Below are 24,327 nucleotides of genomic sequence, written 5' to 3' on the forward strand. Positions count from 1 at the left end.
GTTTGAAAATTGGCCCTTAGAAATTAGCCCTTTGCCCTCGGATTGTCGCGCTTCGCACTTGGCTACCCGTGCCCCCCGCCTACCGTCCCCGCCGATGTCCTCGCCAAAATTGTTTAGCCCCGGCCCCATCGACGTTTCGCCTGAAACCTTCGCCGCCATGTCGCGGACGATGATCGGTCACCGCGGCTCCGAGTTCGAAGCCCTCTACGCCTCGCTCCAGCCCGGCCTCCAAGCCATTTTCGGCACCTCTCGCCCCGTTTTCCTTTCCACTTCCTCCGCTTGGGGCGTGATGGAAGGCGCCCTCCGCAATCTCGCCCGCAAGAAGGTGCTCTGCCTCTGCTGCGGCGCCTTCTCGGACAAGTGGCTCGATGTCGCCAAGAAGTGCGGTTACGAGGCCGACTCCGTGCAGGTCGAGTGGGGCCAGCAGATCGACCCCGAGGCGGTCCGCGCGAAACTCTCCGAAGGTGGCTTCGACACCGTGACCTTCATCCATAGCGAAACCTCCACCGGCGTCCTTAGCGATCTCGCTGCCGTGTCTAAGGTGGTGAAGTCCTTCCCGGACACCATGCTGATCGTGGATACTGTTTCCTCGCTCTCGACCGTGCCGGTGGACATGGATGCCAATGGCATCGACGTGATGCTTGCCGGCGTCCAGAAGGCACTCGCCCTGCCTCCCGGCCTCTGCGTCTTCGCCGTTTCGGAAGCGGGCATGGAGCGCGTCAAAGGCACGCCGAACCGCGGCTATTACTTCGACTTCGTGGAGTTCGCCAAAAACGCCGCCGCCAACAACACCCCGTCCACCCCGGCCATCTCCATCCTCTACGGATTGCAGTACATCCTCGGTGAGATCGAGAAGGAAGGCCTCGAGACCCGCTTCGCACGCCACGCCAAGACCAACGCGATGATCCACGCCTGGGGCGCCAAGCACGGCTTCGAGCACTTCGCTCCGGAAGGCTACCGCTCCACCGCTCTGACCTGCTTCAAGACCCCCGAGGGCTTCGACCTCTCCGCCTTCATCAAGAACCTGAAGACGAAGCACAACTTCCTCATCAACGGCGGCTACGGCAAGATCAAGGGAACCACCTTCCGCATCTCCAACATGGGCAACGAAACCGAAGCCACCATGCAGGAGCTGATCGACGCCATGGACGACGTCCTCGGCTGAGCCGGCAACCATTCATCCCCGTATGATGCGGGGACCTGAGGAAGGGAGGGCATCCAAGCCCTCCCTTCTTTGTTTTCACGCCAACTCCCAAGCAGCCCTGTCCTCGAAAAAGAGGACATCTTCGCGGAGCCGCTGACAGTCCCGGGGCTTCTGCCGCCCGGACATGGCAGTAAGTCATCCCTTGTAGCGGGAGAAACCTCGCGCAAGCGTCTGGTCACACTCTCCTTGGCTGTTCAAAACGCCAGGAGAAGCATTCCCGGCTAAACCCGAGCCCCGATCCCGCCGTTAGAACCGATACCCATTGGAACCTCATGAAAACCGCACTGCTTCTGCTCGCCGTGGCTATTCCCGCATTCGCCGCTGAACCGAACACCCTCAGTCCCGAGGAGAAAAAGGAGAACTTCAAGCTCCTCTTCGACGGCAAGTCCCTGAAGGGCTGGCACACCTACAAGCAAAAGGAACCGAAGGAACAGTGGAAGGTGGAGGACGACGCCATCACCCTGACCGCCGGCGGCGGTGGCGATCTGGTGACCGATGACGACTACGCCGACTTCGATTTCCGCTGCGAGTGGAAGATCGCTGACCAAGGCAACTCCGGTATCATGTGGCATTCCACCGAAGACCACGACTACCCTTGGGTGAGCGGTCCGGAGTACCAGATCCTCGATTCCTTCGACAAACCGGGCCACAAGTACGCCCACGAAACCAAGAAGGGCAACATCGCCGGATGCTTCTACGACATCTACCCGGGCAAGGTCGAATGGTCCAAGCCGGTCGGCGAATGGAATGAAACCCGCATTGTGATCAAAGGCACCAAGGTGACCCTCTACCTCAATGGCAATGTGACCTCCGACGTGGATACCGAAAGCCCCGAGTTCAAGGCCGCCCTCGACAAGTCCAAGTTCAAGGGCTGGGAATTCTTCAACAAGGCCAAGAAGGGCCACATCGTGTTCCAAGACCACGGTGACAAGGTCGCCTTCCGCAACATCCGCATCAAGAAGCTGTAAGCACCCGCTTACGGATCATCTTCATAACAAGTGAAAGGCCCGCCATTACGGCGGGCCTTTCTGTGTTCGGTGTGTGTGTGTGGAAATGGACTATTCTTCTTCCTTCCCGGAAAGCGCCATCGCGGAACCGGGGTTGCCCTTGACCAGAACGGGCGCGGCCTTGGGCTTCACCAGTTGGGGGCGAGGGGTAGCGGGAGCACTATGGCGCACCATCTGGTCGATCACGGCGGGCGGCGTGCGGGCCACGACCTTGGCCCCGAAAAAGAGCGAGCCGAAGCAAGCCACGGTCCCTGCAAGATACAGGCCGGTGTTCCAGCCCTGCATGACCCATGATTTCGGAAGCAGCAACCGGGAGATCAAGGCAGCAAGCACCACGCCAGTACCCAGAAAGGGCGCTGACATCAGCAGCCAATGCTCCGATCGCCCGGGCATGACATTCGCGAACAAGCGAGCCAGGCAGGCGATCGAACCGGTGGATCCGATCAACAGGATCATCAGCCAGGTGAGCGAAAGCTTCGGCCGGATCAGGTTGAGGCGGCCACCGCGGTTCGAGCGATTGAGGAGGTCCTGCACCGTCTTGATGCCGAGGCAGGTGTTCAACCGGCGCGCTTCGAAGGATTGGGACTTCGCGTACTGGTTTTTCCGCTCGGACGAAAGATGCTGGATCCGGAGCCGGGCATACGCCGCCAAGGCATCCTGCTTCTTTCCGCCGCTGACAGCCAAAGCCGTGGCCCAAGCCCCCGGCTCCAGCGTCTGGCGCAGGATTTCCTGGCCTACTCTCTCCGAGATCTCGCGATCAAGTACGGCCTGGGGAGAGACCAGCTTGTGAACTGCCGCACGGAGAGTGATGGGTTTCATGCTCCGGCGGTGTTAGAGGCTCCCGCACGACGGCGGCGCAAAAGGAGAAAACCCGCGCACGACATCAGCAAGGCACTCGAAGGCTCCGGCACCGAGGTCGATACCGTGCCACCATCCTGGATGCTCTTGCCGAGATTGCTGGCGAGGAAAAGATCCAAGCTGTTCAGCTTCGTGGTGGTCGTGGAGCCGGCGTGGCCTGCCAACTCGCCACCAACCACATTCGTCTGGAAGAAGCTTTGGATGGTCTTGGTGTTGTTCCCGATCGCCACTGCATTGATCACGTCCACACCGGAGGCCAGCGCTTCGTCTCGAGCCTGCTTGACCGCTGCCGGATTGGTCGGAGTACTGGCAGCGGCAACCTCGAGGATCTGCACGGCGCTTTCGTAGCCGTTCGAACTGCCGCCGGTTTCCGTGCCAAAGTGGTTTGTCGCCAAGTCAATAACCGCCGCGAGCGAAGGCGAAGCGATCGACAAGGGCCGCGCGAGATTCTGGGCGATCGTCGCAAATTGCCGCGCCTCGGCGACATTGCTGATCATCATCCAAGGAATGCCCACGGACTGAGTCGTGGAATTTCCATAAAAAACCAGTGAGACGGCTATTCGTCCCGTGGAACCGGAAGCAATGGAATCAAGGACTTGGGAACTGGTCATGGCAGCGGCATAGCCGTTCATGACATCCCTGAAATCATGCTTGTTTAGTCCTGCATCCGTGACGTCCACGAGCAAGACTATTTCACTATCAACGGAGATAGCCTCGGCCTTCGAATACAATCCGGCCAAGGCGATGCCAAGGGACAACGCCAGAATCCGGATTCGTAGAGAAGCGCCGCGACTTGAGAAGGTCGCTGTCTTCATGTGTGTGACTGGGGTGAGAGCGCCGTGATAAAAACTTAAGCTTGCCTAAACGTCAATAATTTTAAAAATTAAATCATGCTTAACCCCCGCGAGGCTTCAAAAACTCCCTTCTCTTCCCGCATCGCATTCGGCATCGCCCTGCTTCTCGCAGGTTCTTTCGGCCTCGCCGTGGCCGTCATGGTGCCGAATCACACGCCACCACCGGTCGCACAGAAGAGTCTATCCGCGAACGATGCGAAGATCCGGACCTCTCTTGAGCAAGATAGCGGGAAAGAGGCACCCGCTGCCGTCTCCACTGACGACTTGGTGAAGTTCTGCGCGCAGCACGTGACCGCCGCGCGCACCTTCGTGGTTTTCAGCCGCGGCACTTGCGTGGTGGTGAACGAACCGAGTTCCGATCCATTGGCCGACGCAAAGAGAAAGCTCTCCGCCTGCGCGGACCCGAACACGCCTTTCATTCCTGAGCCGACCGCCGAAGGAGACCTCATCGTGAGCTTCCGCGAACCCGTATTCCAGCGCTTCACCCGCGAGGAAATGGACAAGCTCGCACCCGCCTTGGAAAAGCTGGCCCCTGCACTGCTCTCTCCCGCCGAAAGCGTGGCTGCGGGTGCCGACTGGACACCACCCGATCAGGCAAAGGTCGGCCTGCTGGCCCGCCGCCGCATGCTCGAGGACGCCTCAAGTGTGGTACCGGTCCGCATCATCCGCGCGAAGAACAGCGAGACCGCCGCGCGTTAAGCGGCCGCTCTTTTCCGGACCGAGCCTTCTTCCTGCATGATAGAAGGCAATCAAAGCCATCGCTTGGATCACGTGAAACAGGTCATTGTGATTGAATCGCGCATGTAGCTTCCACTGCGTCTGCTGGATAACTCCTGCCAAGATCGAAAGCCCCAAGCCAGCCAGCATGGGGGCCCGCCACGAGGCACGGACGCAAATCGCGGCGATGAGCCAGGCAATCATCGCGGAACCATAGTCTGCCATCGCCACGACGAACTCCGGCTTGAAGAAAACCGCGATGGCAAAGGCTGCTAACTTCGCAGCCAGCGCCATCCGCCAAAAGCGCAAGCTCCCAAGCCCAAGTTCATGGAGCATGCTCATGCCAATCGCGAAGCCGAGGCCGCAGATGATCCACAGAACCACGCGCCACCACCACGGCTCCAGGATAGGAAACTCCGGCGCGAAGCCGTGATAAAATCCCCCCGCGAGAGCCGAGGCCGCCATCAAGCTCATCGCACGGATCCACCAGCGCCGCGCAGGCGATATCAGATCGCTCTTGCTTAGCTTGAGCGCCAGGCACAGCCCCAGTGCCGCAAGCAAGAGGTCCGTAACGAACGTCGCTGGCTCGTGAAGCGTCATGGCATGGCGAAGAGATCGCGGTAGTGACGCCACCACTCGCTCTGGAAACGACCCGCAGGATCATATTTTTCCTTCACGCGCAGAAAGCCGCGGAAACCCGGATAAGCCTGCTCAACCTGCTCGCGCGTCGCCCAACGATGGTAGGTGAGGAAATAGCTCCCATCGAAGGAAAGCGCGAGATCGATGAGCCTTCGAAAAACATCCGCCGCTCGCGCAACGCCATCATCGTGATGCTCGGTGTGAAGATTGAAGATCACGCACGCAAAGGACTCGCGCGCCCAAGCGAGCGCGCTCTCCCGATCCTGCTCGATCAGGCGCACCGTCCCGTAGATCACCGGGATGCCGGTCGGGCGCAGCAACTCCGCCGCCCGGGCCATGAATACTGCAAGCTGCGACCTCGGAACATAGAGCTCCGTGATCATCTCCGTCGCCACCTCCGAACCCAGCTTTTCATCCAGATGAACATGATAATCCTCGAGATAAACGCCGAGCTGATGCGTGTCCGACCAATACAAGGAGCCCCGGGTCTTCAAATAGTGCCCCGAATAAACCTCGAAGACCTTTGCCCGATCCGTGTGCGCCAGGTGGATCAACTCTTCCCAGTCATCCGCCCCGAGCTCCTGCGCCTCCTCCATAGAGCGTGACTGCTCGATTGGCCGGTAGGAAGACAGCACCCCGCGATGCAGGAAGTCGCCCGAGCATTCATCAATCGAGAATTGGAAATCCCCATAGTCGGATCCATCGGCGATCCGATCTTCCAGCGTGGAAATCAAGCGATCCACCGTGGTGATCTCCACCAACCGCTCCACCTTCAAACGCGGGGCCAGCCGCAGGAGCACCGAAGTGATGACGCCGAAGCATCCGTAACCGCCAATCGCATGCCGGAAGAGCTCAGCATTCCGCGACCTGCTACAGCGAAGGATTCGTCCGGCGGCATCGACCAACGTAAAGGCTTCGATATCCCCGATGATCGGAGCCATCTTCAAGCCGCGGCCATGGATATTCGCCGCCAGTGAACCGCCCAGTGTAAGATCATCCGCACCGGTCTGTTTCTGGCGGATGCTCCACACCGGTGACACGCCTTCCTGCCGGGAGTGAAGTTCATGGATCAGCTCGGGCCACGTGAACCCGGCACCCGCTTCCACCAAGCCGTGGTCCCGATCGATCCCACCAAACTCTTTCAATCCCTTCAGATCGAGCAGCAAGGTCCCCTCGCCAAATTGCTGCCCACCCATCGCATGCCTCGAGCCACAGATCGAGACCGGCTGCCGGGCATGTTCCGGATCGGATAGAATCGCCGCGACCTCCTCTGTCGTGGCAGGCCGCAGGACACGGGAGACGAGCACCGGATTCAGCCGCGAGTGCACATCATTACAAAGGATTCCCGAGCTCATGAGCAAAGCGGATGGCACAGGCAAAGACACTCACCCCGGGCCAGAGGCAGACGCGCGGCCCGACGTGGCGCAAGAATGCGAGAGCGCAGGTCCCGGTGATTGGCCACGGCATCGAGCTTCAATCCGCAAGCCCTCAAAAACCCGCGCAACTCATCCCGGCTACAGCCCCACAAAAACGGCTCGCTTCGCAAACGCAGCCACCACGCAACCACGGGAGACTGCCCGCGAAAGGACAACTTCCCGTCTTCCGGAAGCTCCATGAAAGTGAAGATCACCCGTCCCTCCTCCCCCGCCAGCGAAGCCGCGGAACGAAGAATCCCGGCCACTTTCTCCTCCGGGAAATACATCGTCAGCCCCTCGGCCACCACGATCGAAGGAAGGCTATCATCAAAAGCCGCACACGCCGCCAGCGCATCAGCTGGCATCGTCTTACCCAGATCGACCGGCATGAAATGCAAGTTCGGGCAACCCGCCAGAGCCGCATGCTTCGAAGCCTGCGTCGCCGGATGATCCAGCTCGATGAAGCTCACCTCCGGAAACTGCGCCGCCAGCCTGCATGCCAAGCTATCGTAACCCGCACCGAGCACGATGACTTGCCGGATCTCCTGATCCAATCCCTGCCTCACCTCCTTCTCGATCCACCGCTTCCTCGCCAGGTAGTGAGTGAAGATCCCTCCCAGTAGAAATCGCTCCGCCAACATCAGTGCGCGGGACGCCCACGAGTTCTCCATCGCGAAACCAAACCACCCGCCGCTCGCCCGGTCGCCCAGAATGCGGCGGACCGACTCCTCCTCATCCGGCGCCAGCAGCGCGGCGAGATCAGGATCGCGCGCCGAAAGCAGGGTGCCTCGGGCAATCAGTGTGGCGGTATCACTCGGAGTTCGATGGTCCATCGTTCAAATGCTAGAAAAACAACACATGCGACGAGCAACCCGTCAACCCCCAATATGCTATTTTTCCAGCATCAAGGGCAGGCCGCGGTCGCTTCACCGGATCATGCGATGAAACCACCCGGATTGGGTCATCGGAAATCCTGCCTTGAACATCGATTTCCTCGATGTTTCGAAACACCGGCCCCCTCCCCTCAATTGACCCTAGGGCTTCGACCCGTGGTGCTCTTCCAGGAAATCCAGCAGGTCTCCCCGGGATCGCACCTCCCCCTCCGGAAACATCACCTCGCAACAAAAGCCGCCCTTGAAATACGTCCGCGCGCCATCCGCGAAATCGAACCGCGTGTAGCTCAAGCCGGGTGCCCGATGGTGCGAACGAAACCAAAACTTCACCTTCTCGCCATCCGGCAAATTCACCAAGCCCGCGTGCGTCTAATCGGGCAGAACGGTGAATTGAACGAGCGCACCCTCGTCATGATCCAATGCGATCGCAGCCGGATCACAGTCCTCCGCGGCCCGATCCACCTGACTTTGCACTCGCGACGCAAGTCCACCGCGCGAGACCAGCGCCACCGCCAGACCGGCAGCAAGCACCAGCAAGAGAACCTTCTTCATGATCCAGCCGGAGCATGAAGCCTCACCGCTCTCCAAGCAAGGCCTCTCCGGATTCATCACAGCTCCGCTCCACCCGCTCACGCAAGCCGCTTCGTCAGATACAGCTTTGCATGGCCACGCGAGTCCCAATCGGGAATCCGTCCCACCACCGCAAATCCCTGCGACTGATAAAAACCCGGTGCCTGGTAATCCATCGTGTCCACATAGGCCTGCCGGCAGCCCCGCACTAGCGCCTGCCGGACCGACTCCTCCAACAAGGCGGAACCGATCCCACACGCACGCCACCTGGGGTCCACCGCCATGATCGAGATGCGCAGCCACGACAGCTGCGTCTCTGCGAGAAGCCCTCCCACCACCTTGCCATCCACCTTTGCAAGCAGCACCAGCGGAAGAGCTTGATGACCGGGCTGTTCCAGCAGCGCCATGAACTCCGGATTGGCCTGCACGTTGAACTCCCGCAGCCACTGCCTGACCAGATCGCAATCGGCACCCATCGTGTCCGGCACCATCTCGATGCGGCAAGGTCCGTCCTCCGCTTCGGCTCCCGCTTCCTCGGCCGGGTGATGCACAAAATGCGCCTCCGGAATCCAGCCCACTTCCCCGCGAAACAACTTCACCAAAACCCAGCCATCCAGCACATGGATCGACTCCCCTTCTTCACCACCCACCACCGTCAGCTCCTTGGAGGAGTAATTGACCAGGCTCGTCGTGTCACCGCTCTGCGCCGCCAGGAAAGAACCATGCACCCAGCCCGCACCGCCATCCGGAGTGCTGCACCAGAACCACCCGGGAAACTCCGGGTCCGCCCGCTCCACCCGCACGGCATCACCGGCCCCGAAGCGGATCGGATCGGGATACTGCGCCACATAGGCTTTCGTGACCTTTCCTAGCATTCGGACGGCGTGCCTCGTAGCACACCCGTTCTCCCCGAACAAGCGGCCAAGGATCTACCGGCCCCCAAAGCCACGAATCCCGCCAAAAGGTCGCTTTTTATTGGAACCACCTCCCTCGGAATGACGTAAAGGCAGTGCATCCATGTTCACCCGTCCCCTCTTCCGCGCATCCTCCGTCCGGCTAGCCCTCCTGCTGGCGGCTTCCGCTTCACCGCTCCACGCCGCCCCCGGCTTCTTCCGCGGACCCGCCCTGCACGGGGACACCATCGTCTTCACCGCCGAGGGCGATCTCTGGAAGGCACCCGTCAAAGGTGGCGCGGCCCAGCGGCTGACCTCACACCCCGGCATCGAAAACTCCGCGACCATCTCGCGCGATGGCACGCAGGTCGCCTTCTCCGCCCAATACGAGGGCCCTATCGAAGTCTACATCATGCCCATCGAGGGCGGCCTCCCGAAACGCCTCACCTGGTATGGCGAGGGCGCCGTGCCCATCGGCTGGACCCCGGATGGCAAGGTGATCTGCGCCACGCGTGCCCACTCGACCCTGCCGAATGACCAGCTCGTGGTCATCGACCCTACCAGTGGCACCGAGACCCTCTTTCCCCTCGCCCAGGCCAGCGATGGCGTCTTGGACGAAACCGGCAAGCGCCTCTTCTTCACCCGCCTCCCCTTCCAGGGCAGCAGCACCAAGCGCTACGAAGGCGGCACGGTGCAGAATCTCTGGCGCTTCGATGAAGGCGCGGCCGAAGCCGTGCCGCTCACCCGCGATTTCCGCGGCACCTCGAAGAACGCGATGTGGTGGCAGGGCCGCGTTTACTTCCTCAGTGATCGCTCCGGCACCATGAACCTCTGGTCCATGACTCCGGAGGGCGCAGACCTGAAGCAGCTCACCAATCACACCGATTTTGATATCCGGAATGCCGATCTCCAGGAGGGCCGCATCGTCTATCAGCACGCGGGGGACATCCACCTCTTCACCCTCGCGGATGGCAGCGATGTGACGGTCTCATTTACGCTCCCTTCCGATTTCGACCAGACCCGAGATCGCTGGGTGAAGAAGCCCTTCGACTTCCTCACCTGCTTCAGCCTCTCGCCGGAGGGCGACAAGCTCGCGCTCACCGCCCGCGGCAGCATCTTCGTCGCACCGGTGAAGGAAGGCGGCCGCCTCGTCGAGATCCCGCGCGATCCCGGCGTCCGCTATCGCGAGGCCCGCTTCCTTCCCGATGGCAAGTCGATCATCGCCCAGACCGATGAAACCGGCGAGATCGAGATGGTGAAACTCCCCGCCAATGGCGTCGGCGAGCCGGAGCTGCTCACGCAGGATGGCACCATCTTCCGCTTCGCCCCCATCCCCTCGCCCGATGGCAAGTGGATCACGTGGCAGGACAAGAACCTCGAACTCTGGGCGCGGGATCTCGAAACGAAGCAGTCGGTGAAGATCAGCACCTCGCCGGTCCGTGGCTTCGATGACCTCACCTGGTCACCCGATAGCAAGTGGCTGGCCTTCGTCGAAAACGCGCCGAATACCTTCCGCAAGATCCGCCTCTACCACGTCAGCGATGGCAAGCTCATCGATGCCACCAGCGATCGCACGCTCAGCGGCTCCCCCACCTGGTCCGCCGATGGCAAGTGGCTCTACTTCCTCAGCGACCGCGATTTGAAGTCGCTGGTGAAGTCCCCATGGGGCCCGCGCCAGCCGGAGCCCTTCTACGCGGAGAGCACGAAGATCTACGCGCTCTCCCTTTCCAAGGAAGGCCGCTTCCCCTTCCAGCCGCCGAATGAACTGAGCGCGGAACCGAAGAACGAGGAGAAGAAGGAGAACGGCAAGGAGAAGGAAGAAAAGCCCGCCGCGCCGGTGGTGAATATCGATGCTGATGGCCTCCAAGCGCGCATCTATCAGGTGCCCGGCGTTTCCGGAAATCTCTCCGGCCTCGTCGCCACCTCGAAGCATCTCTTCTTCACCACCCGCCCCACGGGCGAAGAGGGCAAGCCGCGCCTGATGCGGCTCGATATCAGCAACGACTCGCCGAAGCCGAAGCTCTTCATGGAAGACCCAAAGGACTGGGACCTCTCGCAGGATGGCAAGAAGATCGCCCTGCAGCGGGGCGATGACTTCTTCGTGGTCCCTGCCGATGGCGAGGCCCCGGCGAAGCTGGAGAAGAGCGTGCCGCTCGGCCACTGGAATTTCGAGATCCACCCGAAGGAAGAGTGGCGCCAGATCTATCATGAGTCCTGGCGGATGCTGCGCGATTACTTCTATGATCCCGCGATGCACGGCGTGAATTGGAAGGCCATCCGCGCGAAGTATGAGCCGCTGGTTGACCGCGTATCGGATCGTTCGGAGCTGAGCGAGATCATGCATGAGATGTCCGGGGAGCTCAGCGCGCTGCACATCTACGTCCGCTTCGGCGATCTGCGCGAAGGCCCGGACTCGATCCAGCCCTCGCTGCTCGGCGGACGCTTCTCACGGGATAGCGTTTCCGGTGGCCTGAAGGTGGAACACGTCTTCACCACCGATCCCGATTACCCCGGCGAGACCAGCCCGCTGGCCCGCCCCGGCGTGGCGGTCAAGGAGGGCGATGTGATTCTCGCGATCAATGGCCGCGATCTCCGCCCGATCGAGAATCCTCAGCAGTTGTTGGAGCAGAAGGCCGGGCAGCAGGTCTTGCTTGATGTCCTCGCGAAGGAAGGTGGCGTCCGCCGCAATGTCATCGTCGAGCCGCTCTCGCCGGAAGCCGCCGCAGACCTCCGCTACTCGGAGTGGGAATACACCCGCCGCTTGCAGACGGAGGAAATGGGCCATGGGAAGATCGGCTACGTCCACCTCCGCGCCATGGGCCCGGAGAGCATACTTGAGTGGGCGCGGAACTTCTATCCGGTCTTCGACCGCCAGGGTCTCATCATCGATGTCCGCCACAACCGCGGCGGGAATACCGATTCCTGGATCCTTGGCCGTCTCTTGCGAAAGGCTTGGTTCCATTGGTCCCCGCGCGCCGGCCAGCCCTACTCGAATATGCAGTATGCCTTCCGCGGCCACGTCACCGTGATCTGCAATGAGTGGACCGCCAGCGATGGTGAAGCCTTCTCCGAAGGCTTCCGCCGCCTTGGCATCGGCAAGGTCATCGGCACCCGCACCTGGGGCGGCCAGATCTGGCTCGATTCGAAACGCTGGCTCATCGACAACGGCATGTGCACCGCCGCGGAGATGGGGGTCTATGGGCCGGAGGGCCAGTGGTTGATCGAGGGCACGGGGATCGAGCCGGATGAGATCGTGGACAACACGCCGCGTGAGACTTTCCAAGGGAAGGATGCGCAGCTTGAGGCGGCGGTGAAGCATTTGCAGGATCTGATTGCGAAGGATCCGAGGCCCGTGCCGCAGCCGCCAGCGAGGCCGGATAAGACGGGCAGGTGAACTTATAACCACGAAATCACCATGATGCTCGAAGCAAACGATCTTCCCTGCTTCAGTTGGGAAGTGATTGCGAGATCTCCCTGAGCCTCAAGCTTCCCTCGGAAAAATGGATGCAGCACTGGCCAATCGAAGTATCGGACGGTGATCGCATCCAAGACTTCATGGAAGGCTACGCCTCCGAAGATCGCATGGAGCATCGTTCAGCGATCGCGACGCTTATCACCTCATGTTTGGATCATCTGTTCGCACAAGACGAGCCGATCCCGGGAGAGTTGTTTGAGAGAATCGCCGCGATTTTGGCTCACCATCCGCAGGAACTGGGGTATTGGGCACGCGGGGAAGAGGATTCGTCACTGAGTTGGTTTTCGGTGACGCCATGGTCCGATCCTTGGACATGACGCCGCCCAGGAATTCAAGTGAATGAGTATCCGAATGAGGCCACGGCGCGCCATTCGCAGGATCTGAGTGGGGTGCCGCAGCACGGGCGAGGTCGGGCAGGACGGGGAGATGTAATCCAACCAACACTGGACCAATTCCGGATGGACATCAGAATAAGAAACACACGTGATAGGTTCACACCATGAAGAGACTTGTATGGGCAACGCTGATCATCATCGCACTTGCGGCGGCCGGATTGATGCTTCTTCCATCGCTCGTGGGGACTGCCAAAATCGTCGCACCGGATAGCCTCAAGCCTGCTCCGGAAAGCATCCCACGCGTTGAGGCTGGGTCCTATTTGCCAGACGGGCTGACAGGAATTCGAATGGGTATGTCGCTGGAACATTTCCGGGGCACTGAGCATGCCAAAGACGCATCCGAGAAAGATTTCGATTTTCGGATCACGACAACCAAGAGATATCAAGGCAAAGCATTTTCTGAAGCGACCTTCTACTTTGATAACGATGGGGATCACCCCCTCTACGAGGTCATCGTCGAGTACCCGTCGGAGTATGACTTGCCGCGGCATCTGGCGGAGAAGCATGGAGATCCCACTCACGAAGGAGAGTGGCGATACAGGGACCACGATGATTACTACATCATGATCTGGACGTTCATAAACAAAGTGGTGATTGCCGCCAACATGAAGGGGACAGAGCACCAATCCAAAAAATAGCACGGCATGGCGAGGTGGGTTGACCTTCGTCGAGCCGAAATTGAACTTCACTCTGCTTGCCTTGCCCCGCCACGTCTTCCCTATCCCCAAAGGGGAAAAGCCCCAGTAGCCGGGGGCTGCGATCCCTTCGGAGTCGAATCTGGATCGGAGCCGTCCGCAATTGCAAATAGATCGGGCTTACAGCCCTCCGGCAGGATGCGGGAAGGTTACCTAGGGCATTCGCCCTAGGCTGGCATGGGTCAGGCCCTTGGCCCGGAGAAGCGTAGGTCAGGACTTGGGCACGAAGATGCGGAGAGATCTGCTAGGAGCATCTTTCCGGCGATGGCGGCCAGATGGCTTCGTCCGCACAGGGGACTGTGCGGACCACCTTCTGTGGGCGGCCTTTAGCGTTTCGCATTCATCAACTCCTCGATCTCTTCCACCTCGATCGGGATGTCCTTCATCAGGTCGAAGTTCGAGGTCTTGCCGATGACCACATCGTTCTCGATGCGGATGCCCAGTCCTTCCTCGCGGATGTAGATGCCGGGCTCGATGGTGAAGACCATGCCTTCCGCATAGGGCTCATGCGGCGGGGCCACGTCGTGGACGTCGAGGCCCATGTGGTGCGAAGTACCATGCATGAAGTACTTCTTCACGAGGTGCTTGTCCGGGCCCTGCTCTTTCGCTTCCTTCGCGCCGATCAGGCCGAGTCGCACGAGTTCGGCTTCCATCAGCTCGATGACCTGCTTCTGGTACTCCAGCGGGGTGTTGCCGGGGCGGAGGATTTCATTCGCGCCGCGGAAGACGCGCAGCACGGAGTTGTAAACTTCCTTCTGGCGAGCGGTGAAGCGGCCATTGACCGGAATGGTGCGGGTCAGGTCGGAGGCCCAACCGGCGTACTCGGCGGCCACATCGAGCAAGAGCATGTCGCCATCTTGGCAGATCTTGTCGTTCTCCACGTAGTGAAGCACGCAGGCGTTCTTGCCACTGCCGATGATCGGGCCGTAGGCGAAGCCGCGTGATCCCTGACGGACGAATTCGTGGAGCAACTCGGCTTCCACTTCCCACTCGCCCACGCCGGGCTTCACGAAGCCGAGCAGGCGGCGGAAGCCGGCCTCGGTGATCTTGCAGGCCTTCTGGATGATATCCACCTCCACAGGATCCTTCGTGATCCGCAGGCGGTGCATCAGCGGCGCCAGGCGCTCATAGCGGTGCAGCGGGTAGCGCGCCTGGCACTTCTTGATGAAGCGGTCGTTCGCCGTTTCCACCACCACCACGGCGCGCAGGTGCTCGTTCGTGGTCAGATAAATATTGTCGGCCTGCGGGATCAGGCGGTGCAGCCAGGACTCGAAGCTGTGGGCCCACTCGATGCGCTCGATGCCGGTCGCGGCCTTCGCCTGCTCCTTCGTCAGCTTCTCGCCTTCCCAGATCGCAATGTGCTCGCTGGTTTCCTTCACGAACAGGATCTCGCGCTCCTTCGGATCCTTCGCATCCGGCATCAGCACCAGCATGGTATCCTCCTGATCGACTCCGGTGAGGTAGAAGAGATCCGCGTTCTGCTTGAAGGCCATCGTCCCGTCCGCATTCGTCGGATAGATGTCATTCGCCAGCACGATGACGATGCTGTTCGGCTTGAGCTGGGCGCGGAGCTTCTCGCGATTCCGGATGAAGAGCTGCGGGTCGATCGGGTCGTAGCGCATGGGTCCGACTCCAGCGGAAGCCCCCGCGCCCCGCAACGTGATTCAGAGGGCCCGCCGAAATCTTGGCAAAAGCTGCGGAATCGGCGGAAGCCCCGGTCAAGCAAGCGAACAGCCTGTCCCTTTTCTTTCACCCCCCTCGGGATGCCTGCCCCACCCTCACCTAATCTCCAGCCGCGCAATCCTCCCGCGCCGGATCTGGAAGCAATACTCCAACTCGATCGGGCTCCCCGGGAAAGCCCCCGAAACCATCGCCGTCACGATCGTATTCTTCCCATCGTCCGTCACATCCCGCGGCACCATCAGCGGCGAATACTTGGCCGTCGTCTCCTCGATCCACCCACGGATCGCCGCGCGCCCTTGATGCTCCTGATCCTCGTCATGGACCACCGCCTCCTCCGCAAAGCAGGCGCTCGCCTCCTCCGCGTTCCCATCATTCGCCGCACGAAAGTACTCGGGAAGAGGTTCAGGCAGATGCATGGCTCAATAAAACCCTATAACCCCGGGACGGCGATCACGAAAGCCATCAAAGGCTGTTCAAATTTCGCGCCCTTTCGCGTCCTTTCGCGGTTAAAGATCCCGCTTTCCAAATCGCCTCCGTCTCTCAACCGCCCCGCCAATTCAGCTTCTGCCGCAGCGCCTCATAGAACGAGTGCCCCTTCAAGCGCAGCAGGTTCAGCACATGGTCCGCCTTCCGCACCTCGATTCGGTCGCCGTGGTTGATCGAGACGCAATCCCGACCATCCACCGTGAAGAGCATCGGTGCCTCGTCCGCATTCTCCGGTGCCAGCTCCACCACCGAGGCATCACTGATCACCAGCGAACGCTGGCTCAGCGTATGCGGGCAGATCGGCGTGATCACGAAAGCCCCCGCCGAGGGACTGATCAGCGGACCACCCGCGGATAGTGAATACGCTGTCGAACCCGTCGGCGTCGCCACGATCAAGCCGTCCGCCTTGTAGCGGTTCAGCAAGTCGCCATCGATATAGGCCGTCAGGGAAATCAGACGACCCGTCTGACCACGGGCCAGCACGATCTCGTTCAGCGCCATGAAGGTCTTCAACGAACCATCCACACCCTTCACATCCGCGCAGAGCAAGGTGCGGCGGCTGGTCTTGTAGTCGCCGGAAAGCAGCGTGTCCGCGAAAAGCTCCACCTCATCATCGGTGCAACTCGTCAGGAACCCAAGCGTGCCGATGTTGATGCCGGCCACCGGCTTGTCGGTCGGGCCCAGCTTGGCCACCGCATTCAGCATCGTGCCATCGCCGCCGAGCACCGCGATCACATCGCACTCCGCCGCCAGATCCGGACCATCGAGTCCACCGGGCAGTTGGCAATACGCCGCGACCTCGCGCTCCAACAGGGTGGCAATCCCACGGATCGAAAGCGCCCCTGTCAGGCGATCGATCGCGCTCCTCGCACCCTCCTTCGCAGTGTTGGCAATGACGCCGACCTTCATGTGGTCCCTTTTCTAACGGCTGAACGCCCCTCCCGCAAGGGATCCGGGAGATTACTAGGAGAAAAGGTCATGGCTGAATGGCGCCGCGGACCATTTGGGCACCACCTGGCAGTAGAACGCCGCCGCCAGCCCGGGCTAAATTAACCGGAACCATGCCCACCTCACGACCCATCAAGCCCTCCGCGACACTCCCGATCCCGATCCCGTCGTTCATTACCCGAACCTCGGGTGTTCGAGGGGCCGTCTCAGCCTGTTATTTTCCCTGTTTTAACAGGCATAACAGGCAGCGCTTGGCCGCGGCTTTTCCCATCGGAAATCCTCAGCCTAGCCAAGCGAGGAACTCCCGGTTTCCATCCGTCCCGGTGATCGGAGAGTCGATGATCCCCTTCCACTCGCGGCCCAGCTCCTCGGTCACGAAGGCTTGGATCTTCGCCACCGCCCGTTCGTGCAATGCCGGGTCCCGGACAATCCCGCCCTTTCCGATGTCCTCCCGTTCCAGCTCGAACTGCGGCTTGATCAGGCAAACGATCGAACCTCCCTCCTCCAGCACCCCGAAAGCCGCCGGCAGGATCTTGGTGAGCGAGATAAAGGACAGATCCATCACGATCAGCCGGACCTTTTCTCCCAGCGTCGAAACTTCCAGACCGCGGGCGTTGAATTGCTCCTTCACCACCACCCGCGGGTCCATCCGCAGCTTGTAGGCCAGCTGGTTGGTCCCCACGTCGATCGCATGGACCTTCGCCGCCCCGTGCTGGAGCAGGCAATCCGTGAAGCCCCCGGTGGACGCCCCTATGTCCAAACAAGTCCAGCCTTCCGGGGAAATCCCGAACGAGGCCAGCGCCCCCTCCATCTTCAGCCCGCCCCGCCCGACGTACTTCGGTTTCTCCTTGATATCCAATGGCGCATCCTCGGCCAGCTTGGTGCTGGGCTTGTCCACCAGATGGTCGCCGGAGCGGACCTCACCAGCCAGAATCAGGCGCTTGGCCTGCTCCCGGGACTCGCAGAGTCCGCGGGCGACGAGGAGGGCATCAGCACGCTCTTTTTTCATCCGGCGGGAAGTTAGGAGCCACCCCCGGTAGCCGGGCAAGGCCCGAATCCTGTTAAATCCCTCGCTACTCGCTACTTGCTACCCGCTACTTCTTCCCCTTTCCTCCCGCCCGTGACCCGCCACCGCACCGACGACCTCCGAATCTCCGGCCTGAATCCGCTCATTTCACCGGCGATCCTGAACTATTTCCTGCCGGTGAGCGAAGAAGCTTCGGAATTGGTCGCCGCCGCCCGTGCCCAGTGCGATGCGATCCTGAAGGGCGAGGACGACCGCCTGCTGGTCATCGTCGGCCCTTGCTCGATCCACGACCCGGAAGCCGCGATCGAATACGGCAAGCTCATCAAGGCCGAGGCCGAGCGCCTGAAGGAGGACCTCTTCGTCGTCATGCGCGTCTACTTCGAGAAGCCGCGCACCACCGTCGGCTGGAAGGGCCTGATCAATGACCCGAAGCTCGACGATTCCTTCGATATCAACCACGGCCTTCGCGTCGCCCGCGGCCTCCTGTTGGAACTCGCCAACATGGGCGTGCCCGCCGGTACCGAGTTCCTCGACACGATTTCCCCGCAATACATCGCCGACCTGATCGCCTGGGGTGCCATCGGTGCCCGCACCACCGAAAGCCAGGTCCACCGCGAGCTCGCCTCCGGCCTCTCAATGCCGGTCGGCTTCAAGAACGGCACCGGCGGCTCCATCCAGATCGCTCTGGATGCCATCCAGTCCTCCTCACGCCCGCACCATTTTCTCTCGGTCACCAAGCAAGGCGTCTCCGCCATCGTCTCCACGACTGGCAATGACACCTGCCACATCATCCTGCGCGGCGGGAAGAGCGGCCCGAACTACGAGAAGGAGCAGATCGCCGAAGTCGAGAAGATGCTCCGCGAGCAAGGCCTGCCACCTCACGTCATGGTCGATTGCTCCCACGGCAACTCGCTGAAGGATTACCGCAACCAGCCGCTGGTCGCGAATGCCCTCTGCAAGCAAGTCGCCGAAGGCTCGAAGACCGTTGTCGCCACCATGGTCGAGTCGAACCTCGTCGAAGGAAACCAGAAGCTTGTCCCCGACCTCAGCAAGCTGACTCGCGGCCAATCCGTGACTGATGCCTGCATCGGCTGGGAAGACACCGTCTCCGTGCTTGATCGCTTCGCCGAAGCCGTTCGCGAGCGCCGCAAGGCTTGATCGGCTCGCTAGCGGGAGGACGACGCTCTTTCCCATCGACGGGACCGGTGGCTTGTCTCACAAAGATAAGCCATGTCTCAGCGCCCGAAATTCTGGATCCACCGCAGCGGCCGCTTCTGGAAAGGCTTCGGGATCTTCCTGTTTCTCTTCGGAACATGGATCATCACCATGTTCTCAACCAGCCACGTCGATTACTCGAAATATAGCGCTTCATCTTCAGTCTCAGCCTCGCTGACCCTGAACAACGGCGGCCTCGGCTTCCGCTCCGAGAGGTCCACCTCCAAGACCCCCTCGTCGGGAAGCCGCCACTCGAACTGGGACATCGATACCTCGCGTGCCAACGGTGCGAGCCTCAATCCCGTCTTCGAGTGGAAGACGCACGACTACCAGCTCTTCTCGGTAAAGATCCTCCGGATCTTCTTACCCCTCTGGCTCCCCTTGGTCGGATGGACCGCTTTCTGGTTCTATCACATGCATCGCCAGGACAAGCGGGAGGAAAAGTTCTACGCCAACCAGCAGGCAGAAGTCGACTCGCCCCCGCCACTCGCCGACCCATGACCCTCGCCCCGGGTTTCACAGCCGCAGCACCAAAAAAAGCCGGGGCGGTCCTTTCCGAACCACACCCGGCTGAAATCGAAAACTTCTAAGGAAGCAGCGGCTTACTTCCCTTCTTCTTTCTTCTCCTCCGGAGCCGATGCAGGAGCCCCGTCGTTGATGGTCTTCAGCAGCGTTTCCGTCATGTCGGTCGCATCCTTCGTATAGAGAAGGATCGGCACCATCGAGGTGCTCTTGCCGGTCTTGTCCATCACGTAGTCGTAGCCCTCGGCCTCCGCATGCTTCTGCACCTTGACGCGGATTTCCTCGAGGATGCCCTTCATCACGATGTTGTTCTGCTCTTGGAACGCGCGGCTCTTGCGCTGGAGGAACTCCTCAAGCTCGGTCTGGAGAGTCTGCGCTTCCTGCACCTTCACCTGGCGTGCGGAGAAAAGCTCGCGCTTCTTGTTATCGGCGATCGCCGGGTCTTCCAGTTGCTTGCCCAATTCCTTGGCAGCCTCGGAAATTTCCTTCAGGCGGTTCATGCGCTCCTCCTGATCCTTCTTCACGCGGGCCACATCCTCGTCCATCTTGGCCTTCGCATCCTTGGTGCGGTTGTAGGATTGGAAGAGCGCCTCCATGTCCACGGTTGCGACTTTCAACCGGGCCTGCTGGGCGTGGGAAACCCCGCCGAAGGTAACAGCCAAGGCGATGAGGGGAGCGATCAGTTGTTTCATGGTTTCCGTACTGGCGATGCCGATGCCTAGCACCGGGAGCGGAATTGTGGAAATCCTTTTCGCCGGAGCTGCCCCGCCTTTCCCCGGAAGCGTAAATTCCACGTAAAGCCGTATCTCCGATCTTGTTTAGACTCAATGCCCAGGCTTTCCTTGGAGTGCTATGAGAACGATCACCGCGCTGCTGCTGATGGCGGGACCTCTTTCCGCCTATACGCTCCACGAATGGGGCACCTTCACGACCGTCGCCGGTTCCGACGGCGTTCTTCTGGAAGGCCTCGACCGTGAAGAAGCCCCCCTGCCCCGCTTCACATACTCCCATGCCGGGCTGGAGAACGGGAATATCCCCCGGATCGATGGCCGGCCCGTAAAAGGGTTCATGCGCCGTCCCCTCTCCGGGGTGACCGTGAAAATGGAGACTCCGGTGATCTACTTTCATTCCGACAAGGCCTTCGACGTGAAAGTGAAAGTCGGCTTCTCAGGTGGTACAATTTCCCAGTGGTACCCGGACCGCAGCGGCGGAGAAAAACTGCCTCCTCTTCCTCCCCTGCCTGATAATCCGACGCCAGCCGATCACGCAAAGCGCGTCCTTGATTTCTCAAAGCCTTACAGTGGCTCGATCGAATGGCAGGCCCGGGTGCTCTCCCCGGAGGAATCCCGGAATGCCATCCTCTTCCGCCCGGGCGAAACCCTGCACTGGATGCGCCCCCGGGTACCCGAGGCAAACGCGGTTCGCACCGCCAAGGGCGAGACCGAGGGCTTCCTCTTCTACCGCGGCATCGGAAATTTTGATCCGGGCCTGCGCACTACGGTCAGCAGCGATGAGACCCTGCATTTGGAAAACAGGAGCGGCGGCCAAATCCCCTTCGCCTTCGTCTTCGAGCGGGAAGGCCTGACCACCCGCTGGAGTCTCGTTAAAGGCGGCCTGGCCGAACGGGGCAAAGCTGAAGTCCCGAAGTCCACCATGTCTTCATCAGAACTGACCGAAGAGATGATCGCAGCAGGGATCTGGGAAACGCCCTTTCCGGAGCCGGTGTACCGCGAAATGGTAGCCGGCCTCACCGCCACCGGCCTGCTGAAGAGCGAAGCCACCGCGATGGTGGAAACCTGGTGGGAAAGTTACTTTGAAACCGAAGGACTCCGCGTGTTCTGGGTCCTCCCGGAATCGAAAACCGGCGCAATCTTGCCGCTGGAAGTTTCCCCCGCTCCGGAAAAGCAGGTTCGTGTCCTCGTAGGCCGTAGCGAGGTGATCCGCCCCCGGAAGGAACAAGAATGGCTGACCCTCTCCCGAAGCAAGGATCCGAATCACCTCGCGAACTGGGACTACACGGTGAAGAACGACCGCTTCGGCAGGGCCTATCAGCTCCGGGTCGAGGCGCTCAGCGCAACCGCTGCCAAGACGGACTGATCAATTCTTCGGATCAATCACCGGCAGCAGCTCCTTCCGAATGAGCGAGATCGAGCGCCGCCGGATCTTCTCCTGGCGCTTCAGCAGACTCTTCCATGCCACCCGGGTGGTGGCATGGGTGAAGCCCCGGTCGGTCAGCCATTTCGCCAGGACCTCCAGATCGTTTTCGTCGCCCAGATTGTCGGCCAGCTTCTCCGTTTCCGACTTCGCCGGGATTTCCAGATCCGGAGCCACAATCGACATCCCTCCCAGCCAAGCCTTGGCGGCCTTCCGGCAATCGTGGAAATCCTCGTTATGGACGCGCTGCAGGGCTCGCTTGAGACGCTTTTTAAGCTGCTTCTTCAGATGGCCTGAGCCCTTCTCGGCAAGCTCCGCCGTCTCCTCGTCGCTCCGGGCCTCGAGACGATTCCTCACCTGCACGAGCGCAGCCAACGACCAATCGATCACTTCCTGAGGCGGCCGGCGCGCCGCAGCATGTGCCTCCAGCCCCAGAATCGAATAAATCGCCGCTTCCACCGAACCCGGGATGCTCGAATCGATGTTGAGCGAGTCCCAGGTTTTCGCCCTCACGACCGCATCACGGGAACCCCCTAGCATCCGTCCGATCACCGCGATCCAGCGAATGCACGGCTTGGCCTCGCCGATCACCGCCAATCCACCGCGCAGGCGCTTGCCGTGCTTCCGGACCACATGGATCTCATCCGCCACGCGGCCGTGGGAATCCGTCAGACCAGAGAGCATCCGCTCCATCTCGATGCTGGCCGCAATGAGATTGGGGCGCGCGGAGATAAAATCAGACGGGGCTTCGGACATGGAGAGCTAGCTCTAGCAGACTCCTCCGGCCTTGTCAGGCATTTCCCGGTGACGATTGCCGATTCTTAGAAGGAAACGCTTCCAAACCAACGCTCTACATCGGCCACGGCAGTATCGCCATGCTCCGCGACCAACCGGTAGTAGCCCTTCCGTCCGTCCGGAGCTTTCAGCACGAAACCTTCGGTGCTGAAGTAGGCACCGTCCGCTCCACCGCTGGCTGATTCCTGGAACCAGCGGACGGACTCGCCAAGGATCGTGACCTTCCGCCACTCCTGTTCCTTTTCGTAGCCGGTCAGGGTGTCATTGACCATATGCTCGCCGCCGAAAGGCGGAGGCGAGGAAAGCTTTGGCAACCCCTCGGTCATCCCGTGGATCATGAGCCGGGTAAAGGGTTGCTTCGGGTCTGCATAGGTCAGTGTGTAGCCGCCCTTGCCATCGCGTTGGATTTTCGGCGCTCCCCAGACACGCTCCAAACCTTGGGCACGCAGCACCGGCACCGTGACACCCAGCAGATCGGACGCTCCTTGCAGCGATTGGCTGCGCGCCCCCGTCGCCTTTTCCCATGCTTCGAGGCGACCGCCGCCACAACCGGTGAGGGCGAGGACGAAGGATGTGGCACCAAGCATTTTCAAGAGGCGGGAGAGCATGCCCCCACCGATAGCGTCCTTTGCGTTTCTGCCAAGGCACCGCTGCGCGTTTCCGCAAAAATCCCGGCTCGCCAAGAAGCATCCTTCCGGGCAAAAAGCTGGTCCCCAAGCTGTCCTCTAACATGCGAAAGCTCGTTACCAACGCCCGCGTCGTTTCTCCCGGACTCGATATTCCCCACGCCGCCGTTTTGATTGAGGACGGCTGGATCACCGCGGTGATCGAGGGCAACAACCTTCCCAATGCCGAGGAAAAGTTCGATGCCGAAGGCAAACTGCTGATGCCCGGCTTCATCGACATCCACAGCCACGGGGCAGATGGCTGCGACGTCTGCGATGACACCTTGGAGTCCCTCCAGCACATCGCCCGCCGCAAGCTGCAGGAAGGGGTAACCACCTGGCTGCCGACCACGCTGACGCAGCCGAAGGAGAAGCTAAAGTCGATCGCCGGGAAGATCGCGCAGTTCTGCTTCCAGGGTGGCCTGACCCGCTGCCCGGGCATGCACGTGGAGGGCCCCTTCATCAACAAGGAGCGAGCCGGTGCCCAGAACCCGCAATTCGTCCGCGCCCCCGATTTCGCCGAGATCGAAGACCTGCATGCGATCATGCCGGCACTGATCCTTTCCCTCGCCCCGGAAATGCCGGGAGCGGTCGAGCTGATCCGTGGCGCACGCGCTCTAGGCATCACCTGCTCTGCCGCCCACACCTCCGCCACCGCGGCGCAAATCTTCACCGCTTGCGATGCTGGCCTGAGCCACCTGACCCATTACGGGAACGCGATGACCCCGCTCCATCACCGGGAGATCGGCGTCATCGGAGCCGGCATGGTGGACGAGCGCCTGATGATCGAACTCATCGCCGACGGCATCCACCTCTCCCCGGATATGCTGCGGCTGATCTTCACGACCATCCCCATCGATCGACTGATGATGATCACCGACTCCGTCGCCGCCTCCTGGATCGGCGAAGGAGAAGTGGATCTCGGCGGTCTCGCCGTGGTGGTGAAGGACCATGTCGCGCGTCTGAAAGAAGGTGGTGCCTTGGCAGGCTCCACGCTGAAGGCGAATGAGGGCCTCAAGAATCTCGTCGAGATCACCCGCCTGCCCCTTTCCGACCTGGTGAAGGTCACCTCATGGAACCAGGCCCGCTCGCTCGGCCTGCAGAGCCTTGGCAAGATCCTGCCCGGCTTCCTCGGCGATCTCGTCTTGTTGAACGAGGATTTCAGCGTGGCGAAGACTTTCGTCGGAGGCGAGGAGCGCTGACTCGCAGTAATCCAG

At 61.0% G+C, this 24,327-nt stretch carries 24 protein-coding genes; 10 read left to right on the forward strand and 14 right to left on the reverse strand.

Going from position 1 to position 24,327, the window contains the following annotated elements; translation table 11 throughout:
* Window positions 1-157: 157 nt before the first annotated feature.
* Entirely contained in the window at window positions 158-1,165 is a 1,008-nt protein-coding gene (locus HHL09_RS07215; RefSeq protein ID WP_240963749.1) for a pyridoxal-phosphate-dependent aminotransferase family protein, read from the forward strand.
* A 311-nt stretch (window positions 1,166-1,476) separates the two neighbouring features.
* Complete coding sequence (locus HHL09_RS07220; RefSeq protein ID WP_169453899.1) at window positions 1,477-2,172, forward strand: 3-keto-disaccharide hydrolase; 696 nt, start codon at window positions 1,477-1,479, stop codon at window positions 2,170-2,172.
* Window positions 2,173-2,262: 90 nt separating this feature from the next.
* Here the strand turns inward: HHL09_RS07220 and HHL09_RS07225 are convergent, their stop codons facing one another.
* Together HHL09_RS07225 and HHL09_RS07230 are read right to left on the reverse strand one after the other, a co-directional pair.
* Window positions 2,263-3,030: a hypothetical protein gene (locus HHL09_RS07225; RefSeq protein ID WP_169453900.1), complete on the reverse strand. Its 768-nt coding sequence runs from the start codon at window positions 3,028-3,030 to the stop codon at window positions 2,263-2,265.
* Window positions 3,027-3,884, reverse strand: a complete 858-nt coding sequence (locus HHL09_RS07230; RefSeq protein ID WP_169453901.1) for a DUF1194 domain-containing protein — start codon at window positions 3,882-3,884, stop codon at window positions 3,027-3,029. The genes HHL09_RS07225 and HHL09_RS07230 overlap by 4 nt, the downstream gene beginning before the upstream one ends.
* A 75-nt stretch (window positions 3,885-3,959) precedes the next feature.
* Between HHL09_RS07230 and HHL09_RS07235 the strand changes: the two genes are divergently transcribed.
* The gene (locus HHL09_RS07235; protein WP_169453902.1) at window positions 3,960-4,622 is read left to right on the forward strand and encodes a hypothetical protein; all 663 of its coding nucleotides are present in this window, start codon (window positions 3,960-3,962) and stop codon (window positions 4,620-4,622) included.
* On the opposite strand, the gene HHL09_RS07240 is transcribed toward HHL09_RS07235, so the two are convergent.
* From HHL09_RS07240 to HHL09_RS07260, 5 genes are all read right to left on the reverse strand, one after another.
* Complete coding sequence (locus HHL09_RS07240) at window positions 4,563-5,240, reverse strand: DUF6962 family protein (RefSeq protein WP_169453903.1); 678 nt, start codon at window positions 5,238-5,240, stop codon at window positions 4,563-4,565. The two genes, HHL09_RS07235 and HHL09_RS07240, sit on opposite strands and share 60 nt — an antisense overlap.
* Window positions 5,237-6,634, reverse strand: coding sequence for an FAD-binding oxidoreductase (locus tag HHL09_RS07245; RefSeq protein ID WP_169453904.1), 1,398 nt, complete (start codon window positions 6,632-6,634; stop codon window positions 5,237-5,239). Before HHL09_RS07245 ends, HHL09_RS07240 begins: the two co-directional genes overlap by 4 nt.
* The gene (locus HHL09_RS07250; protein ID WP_169453905.1) at window positions 6,631-7,527 is read right to left on the reverse strand and encodes a class I SAM-dependent methyltransferase; all 897 of its coding nucleotides are present in this window, start codon (window positions 7,525-7,527) and stop codon (window positions 6,631-6,633) included. The genes HHL09_RS07245 and HHL09_RS07250 overlap by 4 nt, the downstream gene beginning before the upstream one ends.
* Before the next feature lie 429 nt (window positions 7,528-7,956).
* Window positions 7,957-8,139 (reverse strand): hypothetical protein, encoded by a 183-nt coding sequence (locus HHL09_RS07255; RefSeq protein ID WP_169453906.1) that lies wholly within the window; start codon window positions 8,137-8,139, stop codon window positions 7,957-7,959.
* A gap of 77 nt (window positions 8,140-8,216) precedes the next feature.
* Window positions 8,217-9,032 carry a GNAT family N-acetyltransferase gene (locus HHL09_RS07260; RefSeq protein WP_169453907.1) on the reverse strand — a complete coding sequence of 272 codons (816 nt, stop codon included), beginning with the start codon at window positions 9,030-9,032 and terminating at the stop codon, window positions 8,217-8,219.
* A 142-nt stretch (window positions 9,033-9,174) separates the two neighbouring features.
* On the opposite strand from HHL09_RS07260, the gene HHL09_RS07265 reads away from it, so the two are divergent.
* The 3 genes from HHL09_RS07265 to HHL09_RS07275 all read left to right on the forward strand — a co-directional run bounded on the left by HHL09_RS07265 (window position 9,175) and on the right by HHL09_RS07275 (window position 13,558).
* Window positions 9,175-12,444: a S41 family peptidase gene (locus HHL09_RS07265; protein ID WP_169453908.1), complete on the forward strand. Its 3,270-nt coding sequence runs from the start codon at window positions 9,175-9,177 to the stop codon at window positions 12,442-12,444.
* Between the two features lie 110 nt (window positions 12,445-12,554).
* A complete protein-coding gene (locus HHL09_RS07270; protein WP_169453909.1) occupies window positions 12,555-12,842 on the forward strand; it encodes a hypothetical protein in 288 nt (95 codons plus the stop codon).
* Between the two features lie 182 nt (window positions 12,843-13,024).
* Window positions 13,025-13,558, forward strand: a complete 534-nt coding sequence (locus tag HHL09_RS07275) for a hypothetical protein (RefSeq protein ID WP_169453910.1) — start codon at window positions 13,025-13,027, stop codon at window positions 13,556-13,558.
* 383 nt (window positions 13,559-13,941) lie between these two features.
* On the opposite strand, the gene HHL09_RS07280 is transcribed toward HHL09_RS07275, so the two are convergent.
* The 4 genes from HHL09_RS07280 to HHL09_RS07295 all read right to left on the reverse strand — a co-directional run bounded on the left by HHL09_RS07280 (window position 13,942) and on the right by HHL09_RS07295 (window position 17,741).
* Entirely contained in the window at window positions 13,942-15,237 is a 1,296-nt protein-coding gene (locus tag HHL09_RS07280) for an aminopeptidase P N-terminal domain-containing protein (protein ID WP_169453911.1), read from the reverse strand.
* A gap of 156 nt (window positions 15,238-15,393) precedes the next feature.
* A complete protein-coding gene (locus HHL09_RS07285; RefSeq protein WP_169453912.1) occupies window positions 15,394-15,714 on the reverse strand; it encodes a nuclear transport factor 2 family protein in 321 nt (106 codons plus the stop codon).
* A 124-nt stretch (window positions 15,715-15,838) separates the two neighbouring features.
* Complete coding sequence (locus HHL09_RS07290; RefSeq protein WP_169453913.1) at window positions 15,839-16,693, reverse strand: NAD(+)/NADH kinase; 855 nt, start codon at window positions 16,691-16,693, stop codon at window positions 15,839-15,841.
* A gap of 319 nt (window positions 16,694-17,012) precedes the next feature.
* On the reverse strand, window positions 17,013-17,741 hold the full coding sequence (locus HHL09_RS07295) for a TlyA family RNA methyltransferase (protein ID WP_169453914.1): 729 nt from the start codon (window positions 17,739-17,741) through the stop codon (window positions 17,013-17,015).
* A 111-nt stretch (window positions 17,742-17,852) separates the two neighbouring features.
* Here HHL09_RS07295 and HHL09_RS07300 point away from each other — a divergent pair, with 111 nt between their 5' ends.
* Entirely contained in the window at window positions 17,853-18,917 is a 1,065-nt protein-coding gene (locus tag HHL09_RS07300) for a 3-deoxy-7-phosphoheptulonate synthase (RefSeq protein WP_169453915.1), read from the forward strand.
* Window positions 18,918-18,989: 72 nt separating this feature from the next.
* Complete coding sequence (locus HHL09_RS07305) at window positions 18,990-19,475, forward strand: hypothetical protein (RefSeq protein ID WP_169453916.1); 486 nt, start codon at window positions 18,990-18,992, stop codon at window positions 19,473-19,475.
* Window positions 19,476-19,576: 101 nt separating this feature from the next.
* On the opposite strand, the gene HHL09_RS07310 is transcribed toward HHL09_RS07305, so the two are convergent.
* Window positions 19,577-20,188 (reverse strand): OmpH/Skp family outer membrane protein, encoded by a 612-nt coding sequence (locus HHL09_RS07310; protein ID WP_169453917.1) that lies wholly within the window; start codon window positions 20,186-20,188, stop codon window positions 19,577-19,579.
* 160 nt (window positions 20,189-20,348) lie between these two features.
* On the opposite strand from HHL09_RS07310, the gene HHL09_RS07315 reads away from it, so the two are divergent.
* Window positions 20,349-21,593 (forward strand): hypothetical protein, encoded by a 1,245-nt coding sequence (locus HHL09_RS07315; protein ID WP_169453918.1) that lies wholly within the window; start codon window positions 20,349-20,351, stop codon window positions 21,591-21,593.
* Here the strand turns inward: HHL09_RS07315 and HHL09_RS07320 are convergent, their stop codons facing one another.
* Window positions 21,594-22,406 carry a CHAD domain-containing protein gene (locus HHL09_RS07320; protein ID WP_169453919.1) on the reverse strand — a complete coding sequence of 271 codons (813 nt, stop codon included), beginning with the start codon at window positions 22,404-22,406 and terminating at the stop codon, window positions 21,594-21,596.
* A gap of 65 nt (window positions 22,407-22,471) precedes the next feature.
* Window positions 22,472-23,053, reverse strand: coding sequence for a hypothetical protein (locus HHL09_RS07325; RefSeq protein WP_169453920.1), 582 nt, complete (start codon window positions 23,051-23,053; stop codon window positions 22,472-22,474).
* 122 nt (window positions 23,054-23,175) lie between these two features.
* Between HHL09_RS07325 and nagA the strand changes: the two genes are divergently transcribed.
* Entirely contained in the window at window positions 23,176-24,312 is a 1,137-nt protein-coding gene (gene nagA / locus HHL09_RS07330) for an N-acetylglucosamine-6-phosphate deacetylase (protein WP_169453921.1), read from the forward strand.
* Window positions 24,313-24,327: the final 15 nt, after the last annotated feature.

Origin of the sequence: Luteolibacter luteus (genome assembly GCF_012913485.1) — a bacterium.
GTDB lineage: Bacteria > Verrucomicrobiota > Verrucomicrobiia > Verrucomicrobiales > Akkermansiaceae > Haloferula > Haloferula lutea.